This is a genomic window from Bradyrhizobium sp. USDA 4516 (genome assembly GCF_054055915.1).
Genome location: NZ_JBSRXT010000001.1, coordinates 3,392,909 through 3,412,909 on the forward strand (window position 1 = coordinate 3,392,909; position 20,001 = coordinate 3,412,909).

The 20,001-nt window shown below is 63.1% G+C and carries 17 protein-coding genes and 1 pseudogene; 8 read left to right on the top strand and 10 right to left on the bottom strand.

Annotated features, from left to right (window positions below):
- Window positions 1-35 precede the first annotated feature (35 nt).
- Together ACVI1L_RS15600 and ACVI1L_RS15605 are read right to left on the bottom strand one after the other, a co-directional pair.
- Entirely contained in the window at window positions 36-1,241 is a 1,206-nt protein-coding gene (locus tag ACVI1L_RS15600) for an ABC transporter substrate-binding protein (protein ID WP_057015524.1), read from the bottom strand.
- 269 nt (window positions 1,242-1,510) lie between these two features.
- The gene (locus tag ACVI1L_RS15605) at window positions 1,511-1,738 is read right to left on the bottom strand and encodes a hypothetical protein (protein WP_016843499.1); all 228 of its coding nucleotides are present in this window, start codon (window positions 1,736-1,738) and stop codon (window positions 1,511-1,513) included.
- Between the two features lie 1,294 nt (window positions 1,739-3,032).
- On the opposite strand from ACVI1L_RS15605, the gene ACVI1L_RS15610 reads away from it, so the two are divergent.
- On the top strand, window positions 3,033-4,301 hold the full coding sequence (locus ACVI1L_RS15610; RefSeq protein WP_456783235.1) for a helicase-related protein: 1,269 nt from the start codon (window positions 3,033-3,035) through the stop codon (window positions 4,299-4,301).
- A 72-nt stretch (window positions 4,302-4,373) separates the two neighbouring features.
- Here the strand turns inward: ACVI1L_RS15610 and rpmB are convergent, their stop codons facing one another.
- On the bottom strand, window positions 4,374-4,682 hold the full coding sequence (rpmB, locus tag ACVI1L_RS15615) for a 50S ribosomal protein L28 (RefSeq protein ID WP_057015522.1): 309 nt from the start codon (window positions 4,680-4,682) through the stop codon (window positions 4,374-4,376).
- A 355-nt stretch (window positions 4,683-5,037) separates the two neighbouring features.
- On the opposite strand from rpmB, the gene ACVI1L_RS15620 reads away from it, so the two are divergent.
- From ACVI1L_RS15620 to ACVI1L_RS15645, 6 genes are all read left to right on the top strand, one after another.
- The gene (locus ACVI1L_RS15620) at window positions 5,038-5,868 is read left to right on the top strand and encodes a DUF3108 domain-containing protein (RefSeq protein ID WP_456785558.1); all 831 of its coding nucleotides are present in this window, start codon (window positions 5,038-5,040) and stop codon (window positions 5,866-5,868) included.
- Window positions 5,869-6,449: 581 nt separating this feature from the next.
- Window positions 6,450-9,971, top strand: a complete 3,522-nt coding sequence (locus tag ACVI1L_RS15625; protein WP_456783236.1) for a helicase-related protein — start codon at window positions 6,450-6,452, stop codon at window positions 9,969-9,971.
- Window positions 9,972-10,001: 30 nt separating this feature from the next.
- Window positions 10,002-10,286 carry an RNA-binding S4 domain-containing protein gene (locus ACVI1L_RS15630; protein ID WP_076824784.1) on the top strand — a complete coding sequence of 95 codons (285 nt, stop codon included), beginning with the start codon at window positions 10,002-10,004 and terminating at the stop codon, window positions 10,284-10,286.
- A gap of 135 nt (window positions 10,287-10,421) precedes the next feature.
- Window positions 10,422-10,760, top strand: coding sequence for a ferredoxin FdxA (fdxA, locus tag ACVI1L_RS15635; RefSeq protein ID WP_057015519.1), 339 nt, complete (start codon window positions 10,422-10,424; stop codon window positions 10,758-10,760).
- Between the two features lie 411 nt (window positions 10,761-11,171).
- Complete coding sequence (locus tag ACVI1L_RS15640; protein WP_080686805.1) at window positions 11,172-11,978, top strand: CarD family transcriptional regulator; 807 nt, start codon at window positions 11,172-11,174, stop codon at window positions 11,976-11,978.
- Between the two features lie 311 nt (window positions 11,979-12,289).
- On the top strand, window positions 12,290-12,844 hold the full coding sequence (locus ACVI1L_RS15645; RefSeq protein WP_156436051.1) for a hypothetical protein: 555 nt from the start codon (window positions 12,290-12,292) through the stop codon (window positions 12,842-12,844).
- A 335-nt stretch (window positions 12,845-13,179) separates the two neighbouring features.
- Here ACVI1L_RS15645 and ACVI1L_RS15650 read toward each other — a convergent pair whose 3' ends face one another.
- Window positions 13,180-13,599 carry a hypothetical protein gene (locus ACVI1L_RS15650; protein WP_456783237.1) on the bottom strand — a complete coding sequence of 140 codons (420 nt, stop codon included), beginning with the start codon at window positions 13,597-13,599 and terminating at the stop codon, window positions 13,180-13,182.
- 194 nt (window positions 13,600-13,793) lie between these two features.
- On the opposite strand from ACVI1L_RS15650, the gene ACVI1L_RS15655 reads away from it, so the two are divergent.
- The gene (locus ACVI1L_RS15655) at window positions 13,794-14,192 is read left to right on the top strand and encodes a nuclear transport factor 2 family protein (protein ID WP_229193384.1); all 399 of its coding nucleotides are present in this window, start codon (window positions 13,794-13,796) and stop codon (window positions 14,190-14,192) included.
- 58 nt (window positions 14,193-14,250) lie between these two features.
- Here ACVI1L_RS15655 and ACVI1L_RS15660 read toward each other — a convergent pair whose 3' ends face one another.
- From ACVI1L_RS15660 to cyoB, 6 genes and pseudogenes are all read right to left on the bottom strand, one after another.
- Entirely contained in the window at window positions 14,251-14,787 is a 537-nt protein-coding gene (locus ACVI1L_RS15660) for a response regulator transcription factor (protein WP_057015515.1), read from the bottom strand.
- On the bottom strand, window positions 14,777-16,162 hold the full coding sequence (locus tag ACVI1L_RS15665) for an ATP-binding protein (protein WP_168858672.1): 1,386 nt from the start codon (window positions 16,160-16,162) through the stop codon (window positions 14,777-14,779). Before ACVI1L_RS15665 ends, ACVI1L_RS15660 begins: the two co-directional genes overlap by 11 nt.
- Complete coding sequence (locus tag ACVI1L_RS15670; protein WP_456783238.1) at window positions 16,134-16,964, bottom strand: SURF1 family protein; 831 nt, start codon at window positions 16,962-16,964, stop codon at window positions 16,134-16,136. Before ACVI1L_RS15670 ends, ACVI1L_RS15665 begins: the two co-directional genes overlap by 29 nt.
- A 2-nt stretch (window positions 16,965-16,966) precedes the next feature.
- The gene (gene cyoD, locus ACVI1L_RS15675) at window positions 16,967-17,368 is read right to left on the bottom strand and encodes a cytochrome o ubiquinol oxidase subunit IV (RefSeq protein ID WP_456783239.1); all 402 of its coding nucleotides are present in this window, start codon (window positions 17,366-17,368) and stop codon (window positions 16,967-16,969) included.
- Window positions 17,365-17,997 carry a cytochrome o ubiquinol oxidase subunit III gene (gene cyoC, locus ACVI1L_RS15680; protein WP_225163208.1) on the bottom strand — a complete coding sequence of 211 codons (633 nt, stop codon included), beginning with the start codon at window positions 17,995-17,997 and terminating at the stop codon, window positions 17,365-17,367. Before cyoC ends, cyoD begins: the two co-directional genes overlap by 4 nt.
- A pseudogene (cyoB, locus tag ACVI1L_RS15685) lies at window positions 17,994-19,998 on the bottom strand (cytochrome o ubiquinol oxidase subunit I). The gene cyoC and the pseudogene cyoB overlap by 4 nt, the downstream one beginning before the upstream one ends.
- Window positions 19,999-20,001: the final 3 nt, after the last annotated feature.

Sequence of the window (20,001 nt, forward strand, 5' to 3'; positions counted from 1 at the left end):
CGACGATGTGGATGGATTTGCGTTCAACAACCCCCTCAATCATTTCCGATCGTGTCGCCGAACAGCTGCCAGGTCTCGCCGTTGAACTTCTGCAGCCGCATCGCCTCGACCGGGAAGTAGTCGGTCGGCGAGGTCTTCACCTTGATGCCGGGCAGGAACATCGGCAGCGCGATGTCGAGATTGGCGGCCTGCCTCATGATGTTCTCATGGGTGAGGTCGTCGCCGCATTGCTTCAAGACCTGCACCGTCGCCTCCGCCACCACATAGCCGTAGACGATCAGCTGGTCCTGCAGATTGCCGTCCGGAAAATACTTCTTCATGAAGTCCTGCCAGGCGATCACGTCCTTATCGTCCTTCCACTGCGGATCGTTCGGATCCTTCAGCGAGTAGGACGAGATGATGTCCCTGGAATAGTCGAAGCCGGCCGGCTTCAGCACCGAGGACACCGAGGTCGAGGTCGCCGCGAGGAAGAACAAATCCGGCTTCCAGCCGATCTCGCCGATCTTCTTGATCGCCTGCGCCGCCTGCTTGGGGATCGCGTGCATGAACAGCACGTTGGCGCCGGAGGATTTCAGCTTCACGATCTGGCTGTCGACCGTCGGATCGGTCGATTCATAGGTCGTCTCCGCCACCACCATCTTGGCGGTGTTCTCCGGCCCCAGTCCCTTCTTGAAGCCGTTGCCGTAATCCTTGCCGGCGTCGTCGTTCTGGTAGAACAGCGCGATCTTGGCGTCCGGCTTGTTGGTCAGCACATACTTTGCGTAGACCGCGGTCTCGGCCTGGTACGACGGCTGGAAGCCGATCGTCCACGGATAATGCGCGTAGTCGCCCCACAGCGTGGCGCCGGCGCCAACGAACAGCTGCGGCACTTTCTTGTCATTGAGATATTTGCGCACGGCCAGGCCCGTCGGCGTGCCCAGCGGATTGAGGATCGCGGCGACCTCCTCCTGCTCCACCAGCTTGCGCGTCTGCTCCACCGTCTTCGGCGGCGAGTAGCCGTCGTCGAGCGTGATCAGGTTGATCTTGCGCCCGTTCACGCCGCCCTGGTCGTTGATCATCCTAAAGTAGGCGGCCTGCGTCTTCGCGATCACGCTGTAGGCCGACGCCGCGCCGGAGAATGGCGAGGTCTGTCCGAGCTTGATCTCGGTGTCGCTGGCGCCCGTGCCGTATTTCTTCTCGGCGGCGTGTACCTGCGTCGCGAGCGCAAGCGCGACGGCTGCCGTGACGGCCTTCCAGATCATCGTGAGCCTCCCTGTGGCTTTTTTGTTTTGTTAGCGAGGGAGAGCTTACGTGAGCGGCCGCACGTTGGGCTTGTGGTGAGACGCCGGGGCAGGGATGCGAAAATGCGGGCGGGGGAGGTGATGATTACCGTCGTCCCGGCGAAGGCCGGGACCCATAACCACTAATGTTTGCCGTTACATGGAATGTTGCCCCAGCCTTATAACCAATAAACAGCCGGGGTAATGGGTCCCGGCCTTCGCCGGGACGACGTGATGAGAGAGCGGAGTCCTTAACGATACCGCACGCTGCCGGTCGTGACCGGATCGGTCGGCAGCACGGTAGCGCCGGCTCTGCTGGCGGCGGCGGAGGTGATCATGCCGGGCTCGGCCGCGGCCTGCACATTGCGGGGCGGGTTGAATTCGAGGATGACGAGGGCGGCCGTCGCGAGCACCGCCACGGCGGCGGTTGCAATCGCAGGCACCAGTCTTCCGCGCGGATCGGCTGCGCGAACTTGCATTGACGAATTCCTTTATCGGGGTCGTTCTTCGGACGTGATGTAAGAACGGCCAGGCTTCTTCCCAAGAGTGCGGCGCACGCCTCACAATCAGTTGTGCCGGCCGTGATGTCCCTCACGGTGTTCGAGACGATACGGGCTTGGCCTGCGTCGAATCGCAATCGTGTCGGACGGCTTGTTTGCACACTAATATCTGGAAGAGATCGTGGCGTTTTGCATGCGCCTCATGCGCTCGTGATGATGCGCAGTGATGTTGTGATTAACGGCCACGCGAGAGGCCCGCTTTGCCTTTGTTTATAGGGTTTCTTCGTTGGTTAAGGCGCGTGCGTTAAGTCTTTCTTCACTCGCCTAGAGCGCGTCAGCAGAGATTCGCAGTGTGGCCAGCGATGACACCGCTGTCATTGGCGGCAGCTGTCATCGAACCTTCGCGAACGCCGTCATTGCGAAGAGCGCAGCGACGAAGAAATCCATCTCTCCTCGTGCGATATGATGGATGATTTTACTTCACGCGTAATCGTACAAAGAAAAATCCACCTCGCCATCGCACGCCGCGTGCAACGGTCAGATCGATTCACCTCCGGCGAGACAGGGTTTGATTGTCGCCGCCTTCGCAAGACGCTTTCGCATCTCGCGGGGGACACCTTTCACCGAGGCGTCAGGACCACACGCTTTCACCGTCCGCGATTCGGCGCGCTCGTCTCGCGCGCCTCCCGCGTCCACCGCATCCCGCACCCAGTCCGTCACGATCGCGATACGTCCCTCAGCGGGGGAGGCACGCGTTGCTTGTACTCGCGATTTGGAGCCAATGAGTAGGAGCATTTTCCTTGAATTGACTGGGTGGGGCTGTATCGCATTGAAAATATTTGATGAATTTTATCTTCTGCGCGCGAAGAAGCTGCCCAGGGCATTCGACTAAATTCTTGCGGAGAATCGTTTTCAACGCTTGATTGCAGAAGTCGTTTGGGACCTGAGTTCGTTGAACTGCGTACAGGGTGAATTGTGGACGACATTTCAGACGCCGGCGGCGTCGCCGCACGAATTGGATTTAAGTATCAAGATCATGTAGCTGCGTCGTTTGTCCTCGAAATGATCGGCGAAGCGTTACTGCACGCGATTTTATCCTTATCTCTCGCCTATTATAGAATCCACCGAAACGGAGGACCTTCTAGCGTACGAACTGCATCGTCCGGATGGATTGGATGCGGTCTTTCACAGTCTTCAAGCGAGAATCTACTACCAGTTGCGGTCCGGTTCAAACGTCGTGCTTAGCGCTTCGACGAGCGTCGGGAAAAGCCTCTTGATCGACGCAATGATTGCGCTCGATAAGTTCCGGAAGATCGTGATCGTGCTTCCGACGCTGGCGCTGATAGATGAAACTCGAAGGCGGATCGCACAAAAATTCAGGAGCCGTTGCCACTTGATCACTCACCCTTCTCAAGTGGCAGTCTCAGACAAAACGAACGTGTACATCTTAGCTGCAGAGGCGCTTCGACACGGCGTCGGACTGCATCACGGAGGAATTCCGCGGGCCCTTCAACAGCACATGGTGCGAATGTTCAATGACGGTTCAATCAGAGTCCTCATCTGTACTTCGACACTTATTGAGGGCGTCAATACAGTAGCCAAGAACGTTATTGTCTATGACCGTCGACGAAATAGGAACGTCCTTGATTTTTTCACTTACAAGAACATTCAGGGGCGCGCCGGTCGAATGGGGACGTACTTCGTGGGAAAGGTCTTTATGCTCGAAAGGCCGCCAGAGAATGAAGATGTTATTGTTGAGTACCCGATAGGAGGACAAAACGAAGACACACCGCTCTCGCTATTGTTGCAGTTGGATGAGAGCGAACTCTCAGAGCGCTCAAGGGAGCGCGTAAACGATGCGATCGAAAGTAGTTTCTTGTCTGCGGATACTTTGCGGGCGAATGGTTCGGTCTTGCCGGACACGCAAAACAGGATCGCGCGGGCCGTCCACGATAGACTCGTTCAAGGTGACGCGCTTCTGCTCTGGAGGGGGTTCCCGCAGCGGGATCAATTAGTAGCCGTTTGCGATTTAATAGTCGCAGACCTCTCCGGACCGAGACTGAAGGACCTTGATATCAAGTCAGGCAAAGGGCTTGCTTGGCATCTTAATGCGTTGGGGATGTCGCGGGGCTTGTCTGGTTATCTTCGAGAGATTGCGGTTGGCGTGCTGCCTGGCCAGTCAGTGTCAGATCGAATCGACAATGCGCTCAAAATCGTCCGTAACATCGCTACGTTTCAGTTCCCACGCGATCTTATGGTTCTTCATCGTATCGTGTCCGAGGTCGCAGATCGTCTTGAGCTGTCTTCCCCGGACTATACCGTTTATGCCGAGGCTACAGAGCATCTATTCTTGCCCGCACCGATAGCTGCCTTAGACGAGTACGGAATTCCCAATCAGATTGCGCGAAAGCTGATCCCCTACCTCGATCAATATGACCTTGATAGAGCGCTGCAGGACTTGAGAGCCGTTGACGTCAATCAACTGACCGACTTCTCTGATTTTGAGCGGTCGCTGGTTACAGTCGTTCAGCCTACCATCTAAAAAACAAGACGGCCGGGTCATCCGACCCGGCCGTTCAAAACTCTCTCCGCGAATTCCGCTCTCGCGTCTCGCTCAGCTCGCCTTCTTCACCAGCGCCGGCTTGCCGACCTTCTTCTCGATCGCGCGCTTCAGGTCGAGGGCGCGGGGCGAGAGCACGTCGGCCTTGGCCTTGAGCAGATAGGCGTCGAGGCCGCCATTGTGGTCGACGCTCTTCAGCGCATTGGTCGAGACGCGCAGGCGCACGTTGCGGCCGAGCGCTTCGGAGATGAAGGTGATGTTGGCCAGGTTCGGCAGGAAGCGCCGCTTGGTCTTGATGTTCGAGTGGCTCACCTTGTGGCCCGTCTGGGGGCCCTTGGCCGTCAGTTCGCAGCGCCGGGACATCTTACAAAATCCTTATTGCATCCCCGCCTCTCTGCCAGGCGTGCAATCACACGGCCCGCGCGGGGGTTTTGAATTCGCGTCCATTTTCCAGGAACCGCGGGTGTATAGGGGGAGAATACCCGAGCGTCAAGATTATATCGCCGCATGCGGGGCACCGGAATTGCCGGTTCATAAGGTCTTCCAGCCACTTAACGGCGGATATGGCAACCATATAAAGGGCGTATTCGGCTGCAAGTCTAGGTTCCATACAAGATGCGCCTTGTTGTCCGGCCGAATTGAACGCCGAAATGGACAATGGATAGAGCGCCGATAGCAGGACCGTCAGGTAGGTTAAGTGACCACCGCCATTGCCATTTTGCCCCCGCTCGGCCGGCTGCTCGGCCTGTGCGCGGGCGCATTGCTGCTGTTCTGCGCCGAGCGCGCCAGCGCGCAGGGGCGGCTCGACGCCCGGTATGAGGCGACCCTGGCCGGTATCCCGGTCGGCAAGGGCAGCTGGACCATCGAAATCGGCGACGACAGCTTCTCTGCCTCGGCCCAGGGCGGCACCGCGGGCCTTCTGAAAGCGTTTTCCGGCGGCTCCGGCGCGGGCGCCTCGCAGGGCCGCGTCGTCAACGGCGCGCTGGCCGCCACCTCCTACACCGCGACCACCACCACCTCGAAGAAGTCGGAGACGATCCGGATGGTGCTGGCCAATGGCGGCATCAAGGAATCCGCGATCGAGCCGGAGCCGCCGGTCGATCCCGACCGCCTGCCGGTGACCGACGCGCAGAGGAAGAACGTGTTCGATCCGATGACCGGCTCGTTCCTGCGCGCGCCCGGCAATGCCGAATTGATGAGCCCGGATATTTGCCGCAGCGGCGCCGGCATCTTTGACGGCCGCATGCGTTACGACCTCAAGCTCGATTTCAAGCGGGTCGAGATCGTCAAGGCCGAGCGCGGCTATCACGGCCCGGCGCTGGTCTGCGCGCTCTATTTCGTGCCGATCTCGGGCTACATCCCGGATCGCCCGGTCATCAAATACCTCGCCGCCCAGCGCAACATCGAGATCGCCTTCGTGCCGATCGCCGGCACCCGCCTCCTGGTGCCGTTCCGCATGACGATCCCGACCCCGCTCGGCCAGGCCATGCTGGAAGCCACCTCGTTCGTCACCACAGCCGCGCCGCCGCGCGTGGCGAAGACGCAGTAAGTCGCACCGTCATTCCGGGGCGATGCGGCAGCATCGAACCCGGAATCTCGAGATTCCGGGTTCGCGCTACGCGCGCCCCGGAATGACAGACAGAGGTAGGCGCGGACCAGCAACAAACGTCACCGGAATCCAGTTGACTCTTGTCCGCTTCTGATTCGACTCGGCCACCCTGGAACTTAAGGAATTCAGTCCGCATATCCTGTGCTTGTGGAGCCCCTTCAAACTTGATCTAGTGCCGCCGCCGTCAGCCTGCCCGAGATGTTGCGGTGAACGTTTCGAGCCCGGAATCGAGTCAGCGATTCGGCCGCGATTCGTTCTAGAGTCGTTCCAGAGCTTAAGGGGGACGCGGAAAGCGTCGCATTGTGAGACAGATTTCGCCGCAGATGGTGTCGATGATCGATCAGTTTCCGGATTTCAGCGTCATTGCGAGGAGCGAAGCGACGAAGCAATCCACTATCGCGGCAAGCGGTCCGAATGGATTGCTTCAGCGGAGCCTGTCATCGGGCGCGCATTCGCGCGACCCGTTGGCTCGCAATGACGGCTAACAGCGGCGCATCGATCAAAAGAAACACCTGCAAAATATGGCTTTCTCAACTTCGTTCGGAAATGACCGCGTGCCCGGTGCAGGCGTCACCGCGGTGCTCGGGCCGACCAACACCGGCAAGACGCATCTGGCCATCGAGCGCATGCTGGCGCATTCGTCGGGCCTGATCGGGCTGCCGCTGCGGCTCTTGGCGCGCGAGGTCTACAACAAGATCGTCGATCGCGCCGGCGTCGACAACGTCGCGCTGGTCACCGGCGAGGAGAAGATCAAGCCGAAGGCGCCGCGCTTCTGGGTCTCGACCGTGGAAGCGATGCCGCGCGATCTCGATGTCTCGTTCCTCGCAGTCGACGAGATCCAGATCGCAGCCGATCTCGAGCGTGGGCATGTGTTCACCGATCGCATCCTCAATCGCCGCGGCCGCGACGAGACGCTGCTGCTGGGCGCGGCGACCATGCGGCCGATGATCGAGCGGCTGTTGCCGGGTGCCTCGATCATCACGCGGCCGCGGCTGTCGCAGCTCGAATTCGCCGGCGACCGCAAGATCACGCGGCAGCCGCGCAGAACGGCAATCGTCGCGTTCTCCGCCGACGAAGTCTACGCGATCGCCGAATTGATCCGCCGCCAGCATGGCGGCGCGGCCGTGGTGCTGGGCTCGCTCTCACCACGCACGCGCAATGCCCAGGTCGCGATGTTCCAGAACGGCGACGTCGATTATCTCGTCGCCACCGACGCGGTCGGCATGGGGCTCAATCTCGACGTCGATCACGTCGCCTTCGCTTCCGACCGCAAGTATGACGGCTACCAGTTCCGCCGCCTGACGCCGGCCGAATTCGCGCAGATCGCGGGCCGCGCCGGCCGCGCGACGCGCAACGGCACCTTCGGCACCACCGGCCGCTGCGCGCCGTTCGAGCCGGAGCTCGTCAACGCGCTGCAGAACCACACCTTCGATGCCGTCAAGGTGCTGCAATGGCGCAACGCGAAGTTGGACTTCGCCTCGCTCGGCGCGTTGCAGGTGTCGCTGGCGCTGTCGCCCAATCATGAGGCACTGACGCGGGCCCCGGTGGCCGAGGACCTGCGCGTGCTCGAGCATGTTGCGCGCGACGCCGAGGTGCGCAATCTCGCGCATGGGGCGGCCGCGGTGGAGCGGCTGTGGGAGGCCTGCCAGGTTCCGGACTACCGGAAGCTGTCGCCGGCCGCCCATGCCGAACTCGTGACCACGCTGTATGGCTTCCTGATGCAAAAGGGGCGTATCCCTGACGCATGGTTTGCCGCCCAGGTCGACCAGGCCAACCGGACCGACGGCGATATCGACACGCTATCGGGCCGGATCGCGCAGATCAGGACCTGGACCTTTGTTGCCAACCGGCCGGACTGGCTCTACGACCCGGACCACTGGCAGGGGATCACGCGCGAGCTCGAAAATAAATTATCCGATGCGCTGCATGAACGGCTCACGGAGCGTTTCGTTGACAGGCGGACCAGTGTATTGATGCGCCGCCTGCGGGAGAACTCAGTTTTGAATACGGAAATTGGCAAGACCGGTGAAGTGATCGTGGAAGGCCACGTGATCGGCCGGCTCGATGGTTTCACCTTCGCACCTGATGCGGCCGAGGCCGGCAGCGATGCCAAGGCGCTGCAAGCCGCCGCCCAGCAGGTGCTGGCGCGCGAGATCGATGCGCGCGCCGAGAAGCTGGGCGCCGCCCCCGACGAGCAGTTCGTGCTGACCTCCGACGGCACCATCCGCTGGACCGGCGATGCGGTCGCCAAGCTGGTGGCCGCCGAGGACGCGCTGCATCCGCGGCTGCGCATCATCTCCGACGAGCGGCTGACCGGCGCCTCGCGCGAAGCGGTGCAGACCCGGCTCGACCTCTGGCTCAAGACGCATATCGAAAAGCTGCTCGGGCCGCTGTTCGAACTGTCCAAGGCCGAGGACCTGCAGGGCATCGCCCGCGGCATCGCCTTCCAGCTGGTCGAGGCGCTCGGCGTGCTCGAGCGCGCGAAGATCGCGGCCGAGATGAAGGATCTCGACCAGCCCTCGCGCGCGGCCCTGCGCAAATACGGCGTGCGGTTCGGCGCCTACCACATCTATTTCCCGCAGCTCTTGAAGCCCGCGGCGCGCTCGCTGGCCTCGCTGCTGTGGGCCGAGAAGCAGAGCAATGCCGACATGGCGGCGCTGTCGAATGTGCAGCATCTCGCCTCGAGCGGCCGCACCTCGTTCCCGGTCGACAAGGCGCTGCCGCGCGATGCCTATCGCGTGCTCGGCTATCGCCAGTGCGGCGAGCGCGCGGTGCGCGTCGACATCCTGGAGCGGCTCGCCGACCTGATCCGCCCCGCTTTGGCCTGGCGCGAGACCTCGCCGGGCGAGAAGCCTGCGGGTGCGTTCGACGGCCGCGGCTTTGTCGTGACGCAGGCGATGACCTCGCTGACCGGCTCCGCAGGCGAGGATTTTGCCTCGATCCTGCGCGCGCTCGGCTACCGCATGGACCGCCGTCCGCCGCTGCCGCCGAAGCCCGTCGAGGCCGCGCCGGCCGAGACCACGGAGGCCGTGGCCGAGACCACGGAGGCCGTGGCCGAGACCACCGAGACGGTCGCCGCCGAGACGCCGCCGGTCGAGGCGACCTCTGAGGCCGCCGTGGATGCGCCGGTTGGTGCCACCGCCGAGGTTGTGGCCGAAGCGCCGGAGGCCGCCACGGATAAGCCGGTGTCCGGCGATCCCGCACCGTCAGCCGCGCTGCTGCCCGATGTCGGCTTTGCCGAGGTGGTGTCCAGCGAGGCGACGCCGGTCGTCGTCGAGACCAAGCCCGAGCCCGTGGCAGAAGTCGCCGCGGAGCCCGCCGCGGTCGCCGAAGAGCCCGCTGCTGAGGCGCCCGCTTCGGAAGTATCCGAGCCCGCGCCTGCCGTGGAAGCCACTGCAGAGACACCCTCCGAGACCGCCACTGAGGCGGCCGCGGAGACCGCGAGTGCCGAGGCAGCACCGGCTGAAGCCGCCGCCGCGGAGACGCCGGCCGAGCCGCAGCTGGTCGAAGTCTGGCGTCCCGGCGGCCGCGGAGACGAGCGCCGTCCGCATCATCGCGGCCACGATCGCAACCGCGGCCGTCACCAGGGCAAGCCCGCCGAGGGCGCGCAGGCCGCTGAAGGCGGCGAGGGCGACAGCAAGCGCGAACAGCATCGCCGTCCGCGCCGTCACCAGGATTTCCGCGCGCCGCGTCCAGGCGCGCCCGCGGATCCGGCTGCGGCGCCCGCCGAGGGCGCGCAGGCCCGCGACAACAGGGACGACAAGGGCCAGCGCCGCGAACGCTTCGAAGGCAAGGGTCGCGATCGCGACAATGAGCGTCGCCGCGACAACAAGTTTGGCGGCGACCGCAAGGGCGAGCGCGGCGATCGTGACCGCGGCGGCCGCGATTTCGGCAAGGGCGGCCGCGACAAGCGCGAGGGCGGCCCGTCGCATCGGCCCTACGCCTCGAGCGCGCCGCGCGAGCGCGACCGGCCGATCGATCCGAATTCGCCATTCGCCAAGCTCGCTGCCCTGAAAGAGCAGCTCGCAGGCCGGAAGGAATAGTCCAACCCTTAGTTTAACGCTTGGTCTAGTTTGGATCGACAGCGCCTCGACAAATGGCTGTGGCATGCGCGCCTGGTGAAGGCCCGCACCAGTGCCGCTGAACTCGTCGTATCGGGGCATGTCCGGATCAACGGCGCGCGTGAGAAATCGCCGGGCCATGCGGTGAAGGCGGGCGACGTCGTCACCGTCGCGCTCGACAACAGCGTCCGCGTGCTCAAGGTGATCGGCTTTGCCGAGCGGCGCGGCGATGCCAGTTCGGCGCGGGTGCTGTACGAGGATTTGCAGGCCGGCAATTTGCAGGCCGGTAAGGAGTAGTTATCTAGCGCTTGCATCTAAATTTGGGTGGCAGGAGCGTGAGAATACGGGCGTTTTTCGAGGGCCGCTTCCCTTGCGGCCCCGGTATTCCTGCGCTACGCAACCCCAGAAAAATCGATCGTTCCGGAGTTTTGGATGACCTACGTCGTCACTGAAGCCTGCATCAAGTGCAAATATACCGACTGCGTCGAGGTCTGCCCCGTCGATTGCTTCTACGAGGGCGAGAACATGCTGGTCATCCATCCCGACGAATGCATCGATTGCGGCGTGTGCGAGCCGGAATGCCCGGCGGACGCCATCAAGCCGGACACCGAGCCGGGCCTGGAAAAGTGGCTCGAGGTCAACCGCGACTACGCCAAGAGCTGGCCGAACATCACCCAGAAGAAGGACTCGCCGGAAGACGCCAAGGAGTGGGAAGGCAAGGAAGGCAAGTTCGATAAATATTTTTCTCCGAATCCCGGCAGCGGCGACTGATTCGCCAGGGAATACCGTGGTAAGGTCGGACTCTGGTCCGCCGCGGCCCTCCGTTCGGCCGCCGATTTAACCCTAATGACGGACATATGACCTGAACGGCCCCTGTTATGCCCGGAATCGGGCGTAAACCATTGATTTTTGCGGAAAATGTGCTATATCTGACACATTACAGGCCAAGAACCCCCTGCCATGCGTACCTTGTGGCTTCGAGGTTCCCGCAAACTCGAACAGGGGCGTGGCAGTTTCCGCGCGCAGGCTGTGTCACAGAAAACGCGTAAAAAGAGTGCTTCAAAGACGACGAAAAAAGCCGCTGTCGTTGCTCGCAGCGCAACCAAGGGCCGTGCCAAGGCGTCCGTGAAGGGGGCCAAGAAGGCGGCGGCTGCAAAGTCCTCAAAGAACAAAAGAAGCGTGATGCCAGAAAAGACTGCCAAGACTGCCGCGAAAGCGGCAGCTGCGAAGCCCGCTGCTGCCAAGGTCGCCCCCAAGCCTGCCGCGACCAAGACGGCTGCTGCGCCGAAGCCGGCCGCCCCGAAGGCTGCCGTCCCCGCCGCTGCTCCGAAGGCTGCCGCCAAGCCGGCCGCCGCGCCGCGCGTCGAGGAGCCGAAGAAGGTCGTGACGCAGCGTCAGGGCTTCAAGGCCAATGAATTCGTGGTCTATCCCGCTCACGGCGTCGGCCAGATCCTGGCGATCGAGGAGCAGGAGATCGCGGGCGCCAAGCTCGAGCTGTTCGTGATCAATTTCATGAAGGACAAGATGACGCTACGCGTCCCGACGGCGAAGGTCGCCAATGTCGGCATGCGCAAGCTGTCGGAGCCGGCGCTGGTCAAGAAGGCGCTGGAGACGCTGAAGGGCCGTGCCCGCGTCAAGCGCACCATGTGGTCGCGCCGCGCCCAGGAATACGAAGCGAAGATCAACTCGGGCGACATCGTCGCGATCGCCGAGGTGGTCCGCGACCTCTATCGTTCGGAATCGCAGCCCGAGCAGTCCTATAGCGAACGCCAGCTCTATGAAGCGGCGCTCGACCGCCTGTCGCGCGAGATCGCGGTCGTGCAGCACTCGACCGAGACCGAGGCGATCAAGGAGATCGAAGGCCAGCTCGCCAAGAGCCCGCGCCGCGGCGCCAAGGCAGAAGCCGAGGGTGAAGGCGAGGGTGATGCCGACGGCGAGGATGCCGATACCGATGGCGACGATACCGCCGTCGAGGACGAAGCCGCCTGAAAGGGTTCGACGGATTGAAAACAAAAGCCCGGTCGCAAGACCGGGCTTTTTGCTTTGGCGGCGTGTCCGTGGGGCACGCTTACCTCTCCCCTTGTGGGAGAGGTCGGATTGCATGGCAAATGCAATCCGGGTGAGGGTGCAGGCTCTCCGCAAGTTGCAGCCCCTCGACCGCGATCTTCGCCCGGGCAGATCGATATTCCAAACTGTCCGCGCCGCTGGACTCTTGGACCAGCGGCACACGTTGCCGACTTATCCCGAAACGGAACGCCGGTAACTTTCGCGCGTTCGCTCGCCAGTGAGGAGAGCGGACCATGACATCAAAGGCAGGCATTTTTTTCGCAGGCGTTGGAACAACTTTTATTATCCTAGGCGCTGGGTTCGGTGGTGGACTGTTCATGGCGAATTCGGCGCTTAAGGATTCTGCCGGCGCCCCCGCGCGTGTCTCTTCGCCAGCGCCCGCGGAACCAGCGCGCGTTATCCTGCCATCCACGGCAGAAGCTGCGCAGCCACCGCAGCCTGCCACCCAACGAGAGCCCGCCACGCCAGACGCAGCCTCACCGCCGCAGCCGCCACTGGAGCCGGTCAAGGACGTACAAGCGCCTGTCGAGAAGCAGGCGGACGTGGTGGACACGAGAAAATCTGACATTGCAGAAAAGGAGCGGCGTAAGCGCTACGCCGAACGCAAGGCGAAGCGCGTCGCGACCGAGCAGGCGAGGCGTCAACAGCGGCGCATCGAACAAGGCGAGCAACGCCGCGAAGCTCCGGTGCTCTTGGAGCAGGCGCGACGCCACGAAGTGCCGATCATGGCGTCTGAAGACGATGACTCCCCGCCGCGTCCGTTCGCGAATTTCTTCAGGAATGACTGAGCGCATCGCTTTAGTGAAGGAGCCGAGGAACAGTCCGCAATCGAGGGACGTTAGTGCTGATACAGAAGGCCCGTTCGTCTGATGGCTAACGAAAACTCCATTGCTTCAACTGCCAGTCCTGAACAACGCATAGAGCAGGCGTCAGAGGCGATCCGTCAGATGGCTGAGCGCGGCGTATTCGAACCTTTGCCGCAACAAGATCGGTGGCTGCATCACTTGAGTGAAGCGACCAGGGCGGCTCCGCTTCAATCGCTTGCCGTTGCATTCTTGCTGGGGGTCTTCCTGGCTCGGCGGTAGCCCGTCGGCTACGCCGTTGATGCTGCCGCGCCGCGTGCTCAATACGAGCGCTGCTTGATGCCCCAGCGGCGGTTCTCGGAGGTCACGATCCATAGATTGCGGTGACGGCTGACAATCGATCCGTCGGCGCGGTCGCGGCTGTATTCGACCAGCAGATGCACCTTGCGCGGCCCGACCAGCACCGGCTCCTTGCGCTGATAGGTGCTCTTCGTCCATCCCGTGGTGCGCGCCAGATCGTTGAAGAACGACGGCGGCAGCTGGCCCGGGCCATCCCAGATCACGAGCTGCTCGCCGGATAGGATGACGTGCGGGAAGTGCAGCAGCGCGTCCATGCCGGCGAGATCGCGAGCGTTGAAGCGGTCGGTGAAATCGTCGATGCAGCGGATCGCCGCCGCGATCATGGCCGCATGGTCGGCATTGTCAGGGTCGGGTTGGAAGAGCTTGTCGGCATTACTCATGCCGTCGCTTTACACTGGCAGCGAAGCGAGCCGCAATGACGCTCGAAGCTACGTAAACGATCCTGACCAGTATCGTCTTGTCTTGCTTCATGGATGACGACGGCAACCGGAGCGCGGCGTGCTATGCTGACCGCCCTGCCGTTATTTGATCGACATTAAACTGACCCCATCAATTTGCAGCGAGGAGAAATTCGATGACATCCAATGTTGAGGCAACCAGGAAGGGTTATGAGGCCTTTCAACGTGGTGACATTCCGACGCTCATGAGGGATCTGATCGATGACGACTGCACGTGGATAACCCCGGGCCCCCAGGACAAACTGCCTTGGGCCGGGACCTTCAAGGGAAAGCAGCAGATTGCAAACTTCTTCGTCCAGGTTGGCGAGAATCTGGAATTCAGCGAGTTCGCGCCGCGTGAGATGATTGAGCAGGGCGACACCGTCGTGGTCCTGGGTACACTCACGGCGCGGGCAAAGAAAACAGGCAAGACTGTAACGAACGAATGGGCCCACGTTTTCAAGTACCGTGACGGGAAGGCGGTCCTCTTTCAGGAGTACATTGACACTGCGGCGGATGTTGCCGCGATGTCGTGACAAAGCAAGAGGCAGGCGCGCATGCGCGGATGTCGTCGGCGTCATCCGCCTCTATCGCCTACTTCACCCGCTGCTTCTCGAGCTTGCGCGCCAATGTCCGGCGGTGCATGCCGAGTCGGCGGGCGGCTTCCGAGATGTTGAAGTCGGTCTCCATCAGGGTCTGGTGGATGCGCTCCCATTCCAGCGTCTTGATCGACGTCGGCCGCGCACCGACCTCGATGGCGGCATTGCCCTGCGCTTTAAGGAACGCGGCCTCGATGTCGTCGGTGTTTGACGGCTTGGCCAGATAGTGGCAGGCGCCGAGCTTGATCGCCTCGACCGCCGTCGCGATGCTGGCAAAGCCGGTCAGCACGACGATCAGCATCTCAGGATCATGCGTGTGCAACGCCTCGACGCAGGCAAGGCCCGATGCACCGCCGGCGAGCTTCAGGTCGACCACCGCATAGCCGGGCGATTGCTGCTCGAGCAGCTGGCGGACCTCGTCGAGCGAGGCCGACACCGCCACATCATAGCCGCGGCGCTCGAACGAGCGCTTCAATGTGCGGGCGAAACCCGCATCGTCCTCGACGATCAGGAGCTGGCGTTCATCCGTCAAGATGGTCTCCGATCGCGAGCGTCGAGAGCGGCAGCTCGAGCCTGACCGCGGCGCCGATGTCCGGCCGGTTGCGCGCCGTCACCACGCCGCCCAGCTTGCGCACCACGTTGACCACCAGGAACAGGCCGAGGCCGCTGCCGGGGCTGCCCTTGGTCGATTGATACGGCTTGCCGATATGCGCCAGCATCTCGCGCGAGAAGCCCGGGCCGCGATCGGTCACCGACAGCACCAGCGTGTCGGCATTGCGCTCGGCGGTCAGCTCGATCCAGTCGCGCGACACCTCGGCGGCGTTGTCGAGCACGTTGAAGATCGCCTGCTTGAGCGCGATGTCGGATACGATCGCGAGATCAGCGCCGAAGGCGTTGCGGAAATACAGCGTGGCCGACGGCCGCGTCGTCCGCCATTCCTCCACCAATGCCGTCAGGAACGCCGTGACCGTGGTCGGCGAGGAGCCTTCGCCGCGGGCTTCGCCCGCCGAGAGCAGGATGCCCGTTACGATCGACTTGCAGCGCTGCACCGAGATCTCCATCTCGCCGAGGTCCTGCGACATTTCAGGGTCGGAGGCGAGCGCGGGCATCCGGCGCCAGTCGCCGAGGATGACCGAGAGCGAGGCGAGCGGCGTGCCGAGCTCATGCGCGGCGCCGGAGGCCAGGAGGCCGATCCGGACGATGTGATCCTGCTCGGCGGCGTGCTGGCGCAGCGCCGCGAGGCGCAGGTCGCGATCGCGCAGATTGCGGTTGATCCGGGTCATGAACACCACGAGCAGCACGGCGTCGAGCACGAGGCCGATGAAGGTGCCGGCGATATAGAGGTTGAAGGCATCGGCGAAGCCTTGCTGCGGCAGCTCCAGCGGCCGGTAATAGCTGGTCAGCCAGGCGAAGTTCATGCAGACCAGCGCCACCAGCGACCAGGTCGAGGGCGCGTCGAGCAGCACCGCGCCAAGCGTCACCTGCAGCAGATAGAGCGAGGTGAACGGGTTGGTGGCGCCGCCGCTGAGATAGAGCAGGGCGGTCAGCGCCGCGACGTCGAGCGCCAGCGCGACCAGCAGCTCGCGGTTGTTGATGTCGGCGCGGTAGCGCAGCCACAGCAGGCTGACGACATTGAGTGCCACCAGCCCGGAGATCACGGCCGCCAAGGGCAGCAGCGGCAGCGCGACGCCCATCCAGAACTGCACGAAGCCGATGGTGGCGATCTGGCCGATCACGGCGATCCAGCGCAGCTGGACCAGGAGGGCCATGTTCTTGCGATTGGTCGCGATGTCGGCGGGCGCTGCGAGGTCGAACGGCATGCCGGCGGCCGCGCCCGCGGCGGACGGCGTTACCGCCGCGCCGGTCGCGGCCTTGTCGTCATGCAGATCCGATGTGCGCTCGAGCATCTGGGCCTGTGTCGCGAGACAGATTGCGGGCTGCGCCGATCAAGCGGCGCACGGCGGCGCGCCGTGAACCCCACCTTGGATCGGAGGTGCCGGCGCGGCTCCTGCCGCTGATGACGCGCAGGAGCGCGCCCGCCAGCATAAGGGCCAGCGCGAACCATGTCAGCGCGTAAATCAGGTGGTTGTTCGGAAACCGCACGATAGTGAGCCCGCCGATTGGGTAGCCGCCCGGATTTGGCGTCGCATCGGCGTCGATGAAGAATGGCGCTACATGCGACAGTCCGTGCGCGGCGGCGATGGCGGCAACGTCGCGGGAATACCAGCGGCCGGCCGAAGCATCGTTGCTGCGCAGGAAGCCGCCCTTCGGCTCCGACATCCGCAGCAGTCCGGTGACGCTGACGGCGCCCTGCGGCTCGCCATCGCGCCGTGTCGCGGGATCGCGCTTATCAGCGGGAACAAAGCCGCGGTTGACCAGCACGGTGGTTCCGTCGGCGGCTTGCAGCGGGGTCAGTACCCAGAAGCCGGGACCTTCGGCCGTGACGGCCTGCACCAGCGTTTCGTCGGCGTTGAGGAACGTGCCGCGTAGGGTGACGCGGCGGTATTCATCGCTCGCGGCCGTGACCGCCGGCCATGACGATGGGGGCGGCGGCGCGACCGGCGCGGCATGCATGCGCTGCTCGACCCGCTCGATCAGCGCCAGCTTCCAGGTCCGGCGTTCGATCTGCCAGATACCGAGCGCGCTCGGCAGCACCACGCCCAGCATGCCGAGCGTGAGCAGCACAAGCGATGGTCTGGCAGACCGCATGATCACGGCATCTGGCTCATGTCGTGCAGCGGCATCATGTTGACATTGAGATGATGCATGACCCACAGCGAGCCGGTCAGCGCGATCACCACCATGATCACGGTGAAGATCATCGCCATCATGGTCCAGCCGTTCTCGGACCGCGTGTTCATGTGCAGGAAGTACACCATGTGCACGACGATCTGCACCGCGGCGAGCACCAGCACGATCAGCGCGGTGACCTGCTTGTCGGCGATGGCGCCGGTCATCACCAGCCAGAACGGCACCGCGGTGAGGACGACGGAGAGACCGAAGCCGATCAGATAGCTCTGCAGCGAGCCGTGAGCCGCGCCGCCGTGATCGCCATGTCCGTGGCTGGCATTGGCTTCGAGCGTATGAGCTTTGGCGTGAGCTTTTGTTGTCATCGCAGCATTCCCAGGAGATAGACGAAGGTGAAGACGCCGATCCAGACCACGTCGAGGAAGTGCCAGAACATCGAGAGGCACATCAGCCGGCGCCGGTTGGCTTCGGTGAGGCCGAAGCGCGCGGTCTGCACCATCAGCGTCACCAGCCAGACGAGGCCGAAGGTGACGTGCAGGCCGTGGGTGCCGACCAGGGTGAAGAATGACGACAGGAAGGCGCTGCGCTGGGGCGTCGCGCCCTCGTGGATCATATGCGCGAACTCGGTGAGCTCGATGCCGAGGAAGGCGAGGCCGAACAGCCCGGTGATGGCGAGCCAGGCTTGCGTCGCGCCGATCCTCGATTTCTCCATCGTCAGCATGGCGAAGCCATAGGTGATCGAGGAGAGCAGCAGCATCGTGGTGTTGAGCGCGACCAGCTTGAGGTCGAACAGGTCCTTCGGCGATGGGCCAGCGGCATAGTTGCCGCCGAGCACGCCATAGGTCGCAAACAGCATCGCGAAGATGAGGCAATCGCTCATCAGGTAGATCCAGAAGCCCAGCATGGTGCTGGCGCCTTCCGGATGATCGTGCTCGTCCACAACGTGAAAGATCGGCTCGGAGTCCTGGGTGGAGACGGTTGTTGCTACGCTCATGTCTGGGCTCCCGCGGCGAGCACGCGTGTCCGCGCGTCTTCAGTCCGCACCACCTCATCCGCCTGGATGTGGAAGTCGCGGTGATAGTTGAAGGTGTGGCCGATCGCGACCGCGAGCAGCGCAACGAAGCTGACGGCGGCGAGCCACCAGATGTACCAGATCAGGCCGAACCCCATCACCGTCGCAAGTCCGGCGAGGATGATGCCGGTGCCGGTGTTGGAGGGCATGTGGATCGGCTTGAAGCCGGTCAGCGGGCGCCTGTAGCCGCGGCGCTTCATGTCCCACCAGGCGTCGTTGTCGTAGACCACGGGCGTGAAGGCGAAGTTGTAGTCCGGCGGCGGCGACGAGGTCGCCCATTCCAGCGTCCGCGCGTTCCAGGGATCGCCGGTGGTGTCCTTCAGCTGCTCGCGGCGCAGAATGCTGACCGCGAACTGCACCAGCATCGCGACGATGCCGAGCAGGATCAGGAACGCGCCGAAGCCCGCGATGATGAACCAGATCTGCAAGGAGGGATCGTCGAACACGCGGAGCCTTCGGGTCACGCCCATCAGGCCGAGCACATAGAGCGGCATGAAGGCGAAGTAGAAGCCCGAGAACCCAGAGCCAGAACGACAGCTTGCCCCAGAACGGATCGAGCCTGAAGCCGAACGCCTTCGGGAACCAGTAGTTGACGCCGGCGAACAGGCCGAACAGCACGCCGCCGATGATCACGTTGTGGAAATGCGCGATCAGGAACAGGCTGTTATGCAGCACGAAATCGGCCGGCGGCACCGCCAGCAGCACGCCGGTCATGCCGCCGATCACGAAGGTCAGCATGAATGCCACCGTCCACATCATCGGCAGCTCGAAGCGGATGCGGCCGCGATACATCGTGAACAGCCAGTTGAACATCTTCGCGCCCGTCGGGATCGAGATGATCATGGTGGTGATGCCGAAGAACGAGTTCACGCTGGCGCCGGAGCCCATCGTGAAGAAGTGGTGCAGCCAGACCAGGTAGGACAGGATGGTGATGACGACGGTGGCGTAGACCATCGAGGTGTAGCCGAACAGCCGCTTGCCGGAGAATGTCGCGGTCACCTCGGAGAAGATGCCGAACGCCGGCAGCACCAGGATGTAGACCTCGGGGTGGCCCCAGATCCAGATCAGGTTCACGTACATCATCGGGTTGCCGCCGAAGTCGTTCGTGAAGAAGTTGGTGCCGACGTAACGGTCGAGCGACAGCAGCGCCAGCACCGCCGTCAGCACCGGGAAGGAGGCGACGATCAGGACGTTGGTGCAGAGCGAGGTCCAGGTGAACACCGGCATCTTCATCATCGTCATGCCCGGCGCGCGCAGCTTGACGATGGTGCAGATCAGGTTGATGCCCGATAGCGTCGTGCCGACGCCGGCGACCTGTAGTCCCCATATGTAATAGTCGACGCCGACATCGGGACTGTAGCCGATGTTCGACAGCGGCGGGTAGGCGAGCCAGCCGGTGCGGGCGAATTCGCCGACGAACAGCGACATCATCACCAGCACGGCGCCACCGACCGTCATCCAGAAGCTGAAATTGTTGAGGAACGGGAAGGAGACGTCGCGTGCGCCGATCTGCAGCGGCACCACGTAGTTCATCAAGCCGGTCACCAGCGGCATCGCCACGAAGAAGATCATGATCACGCCGTGCGCGGTGAAGATCTGGTCGTAATGATGGGCCGGGAGGTAACCGTCGGAGCCGCCAAAGGCGATCGCCTGCTGCAGCCGCATCATCAACGCGTCCGCGAAGCCGCGCAGCAGCATCACGATGCCGAGGATCATGTACATGATGCCGATGCGCTTGTGGTCCACGGTGGTGAACCACTCGCGCCACAGATAGGTCCAGAGCCGGAAATAGGTGACGATCGCAAACAGCGCGAGGCCGCCGGTCGCCACCACCGCGAAGGTGCCGACCAGGATCGGCTCGTGGATCGGCAGCGCCTCCAGATTGAGGCGGCCGAAGATCATCTTGACGAGATCGGGATTCATGCG